Annotated in this window: 3 protein-coding genes; all 3 read right to left on the reverse strand. The window is 67.8% G+C overall.

Annotated elements, in window-relative coordinates; translation table 11 throughout:
- Positions 1 to 115: 115 nt before the first annotated feature.
- Positions 116 to 526 carry a hypothetical protein gene (locus IAE56_RS20750; protein WP_200753818.1) on the reverse strand — a complete coding sequence of 137 codons (411 nt, stop codon included), beginning with the start codon at positions 524 to 526 and terminating at the stop codon, positions 116 to 118.
- Between the two features lie 148 nt (positions 527 to 674).
- Positions 675 to 1,016, reverse strand: a complete 342-nt coding sequence (locus IAE56_RS20755; protein WP_079222730.1) for a hypothetical protein — start codon at positions 1,014 to 1,016, stop codon at positions 675 to 677.
- A 122-nt stretch (positions 1,017 to 1,138) separates the two neighbouring features.
- Complete coding sequence (locus tag IAE56_RS20760) at positions 1,139 to 2,314, reverse strand: thiolase family protein (protein ID WP_200753819.1); 1,176 nt, start codon at positions 2,312 to 2,314, stop codon at positions 1,139 to 1,141.
- Positions 2,315 to 2,621: the final 307 nt, after the last annotated feature.

Below are 2,621 nucleotides of genomic sequence, written 5' to 3' on the forward strand. Positions count from 1 at the left end.
ACCAGAAAAGCCGCGGCAATGCCGCGGCTTTTCCTGTATGCGGTAGCGCCGGGCCATGCCCGGCGAGCGTTAATGCCCGGTAGCGCCGGGCCATGCCGGCGAGCGCAGCGGTGGGTCAGTGCTTGGCTTCTTCCTTGGCGGCGTTGGCCTTGGCGTCGGCGGCGACGTCGCGGGCCTTGTCGGCGACCTTCTGCGCGGCGGTCGCGGTGGCGTCGCTGGCGTGGGCGGCGGCATCGGTGGCGGCGGCCTTGGCCTGGTCGGCGGCGTTGGCGGTCGCGTCGGCGGCATTGTCCAGCGCCTGCTGGGTGTCGGCGGCGGCGTGCTCGGACGCTTCGGCAGTCTTGTCGGCGGCTTCGCGGGTGGCGGCGGCGGCCTTGTCCACGGCTTCGCGGGCGGCGGCGCCAGCGCTGTCGGCGGCCTGTGCAGCGTCCTGCCTGGCCTGTTCGGCCTCCGGGCCCTTGCAGGCGGCCAGGGCCAGCAGCAGGGAGGCGGCCAGCAGGGAGGTGGTCAGCGGACGGATCTTCATGGCGGTCTCCAGTGCTGCAATGGATGGGGACGCCAGCCTATTCATGCCGTCGTGAAGGCCCGGTGGTGGTGCGGCGGCACCCTTCAGGCAAAGAAAAAGCCGCTGGCGAACCAGCGGCTTTTCCAGAACAGCGTGAAGAAAGAAGTTATTACTTCTTGGCTTCTTCAGCAGCGTCCTTGGCCTGCTCGGCGGTGCCTTCGGCAGCCTTGGCAGCGTCGGCAGCAGCGCCGGCAGCAGCGTCGGTGGCAGCAGCGCCAGCCTGGGCAGCAGCGTCGGTCGAAGCGTCGGCAGCGGTGGCGGCGGTGTCAGCAGCCTGCTGGGCAGCGTCGGCGGTCTGGGCGCCAGCAGCGGCGGCCTGGTCGGCAGCAGCCTGGGCTTCGGTGGCGGCTTCGTTGGCCGAAGCAGCGGCGTCCTGGGCAGCTTCCTGCTTCGAGCAGGCGGCCAGGGCCAGGGCCAGGGACATAGCGACCAGCAGCTTGTTGATGCTCATTGTGTGAATCCTCGTCGTTGAATTAGGCAACGCGCAACTGCGCGCCGACAACATGATGACAAGCCACGTTTGGCTGTCAAGCGATCCCGCATTCATTTTTGCGAAATCAGCGTTAATCCCTTTTAGATCAATTCGATGGCGATGGCCGTTGCTTCGCCGCCACCGATGCACAGCGTGGCAATGCCGCGCTTGCCGCCATGCGTGCGCAAGGCGTTGACCAGGGTCACCACCAGACGCGCGCCGGACGCGCCGATCGGATGGCCCAGTGCGCAGGCACCGCCATTCACGTTGATCTTCGCATGCGGGATGCCCAGCTCACGCATCGGCGCCATGGCGACGACGGCGAAGGCTTCGTTGATCTCGAACAGGTCCACCTGGTCCAGCGTCCAGCCGGTCTTCTGCAGCAGGCTGTGGATCGCGCCGATCGGGGCGGTGGTGAACCACTCCGGTTCCTGCGAATGGGTGGCGTGGCCGACGATGCGCGCCAGCGGGGTGATGCCGCGCGCAGTGGCATCTTCCTCGGTCAGCAGCACCACCGCGGCGGCGCCGTCGGAAATGCTGGACGAGCTGGCGGCGGTGACGCTGCCGTCCTTCTTGAATGCGGGGCGCAGGGTCGGGATCTTGGCGATGTCCGAACGGCCTGGCTGCTCGTCGGTGGCGAACTCGACCTCACCCTTGCGGGTGGCGACCTTCACCGCGACGATCTCGTCGGCGAAGGCGCCATTGGCCTGCGCGGCCTGCGCACGGCGCACCGATTCGATGGCGTAGGCGTCCTGCTCATCGCGGGTGAACTGGTACTTGTCCACCGCGCATTCGGCGAACTCGCCCATGGCCTTGCCGTCGTAGGCGTTGACCAGGCCGTCGTGGGCCATGTGGTCCACCGCCTGGAAGTTGCCGAAGCGGTTGCCGGTGCGCGAATTGGGCAGCATGTGCGGGGCGTTGGACATCGATTCCATGCCGCCGGCGACCACGACCGTGGCCGAACCGGCCTTGATCAGGTCATGGCCGAGCATGATGGTCTTCATGCCCGAGCCGCACACCTTGTTCAGCGTGGTGGCTCCGGCCGACAGCGGGATGCCCGCGGCGATGGCGGCCTGGCGGGCCGGCGCCTGGCCGAGGTTGGCCGGCAGCACGCAGCCCATCAGGACCTCGGAGACGTCGCTGGCCGGAACCCCGGACTGTTCAAGGGCAGCGGCGATGGCGGCCGCGCCGAGGGTCGGGGTGGGCACGCCGTTGAACTGGCCGAGGAAGGAGCCGATGGCGGTGCGCTTGGCGGCGGCGATGACGATGTTGGACATGGCAATCTCGTTGATGCGTAAGCAATGTTCGGAAAGGAGACGGCGGCTGTTGGATGCAGCGCTGTTTCCCGGCAGACTGCGTGGGGGTCGGCCCAAGTATAGAGGGTCGGCGATGGCTGCCGCCGGGCAGCCCTTGATGCCTGCAGGGAGCTTGGCAGGCCAACGTTCATGGGAAGGAATCGATGGAACGCAAGACGATGGCACGGTCGGTCCTGGGATCGGCATTGGTGGTTGCATTGACGGCATGTGGCGGCGGAGGCGGCGGCAGCACGTCCATGCGGTGCAGTTCATCCAGCAGCAGGCGCAC

The sequence above is a fragment of the Stenotrophomonas sp. S41 genome (genome assembly GCF_016624625.1).
In the GTDB taxonomy this organism is placed as follows: Bacteria; Pseudomonadota; Gammaproteobacteria; order Xanthomonadales; family Xanthomonadaceae; genus Stenotrophomonas.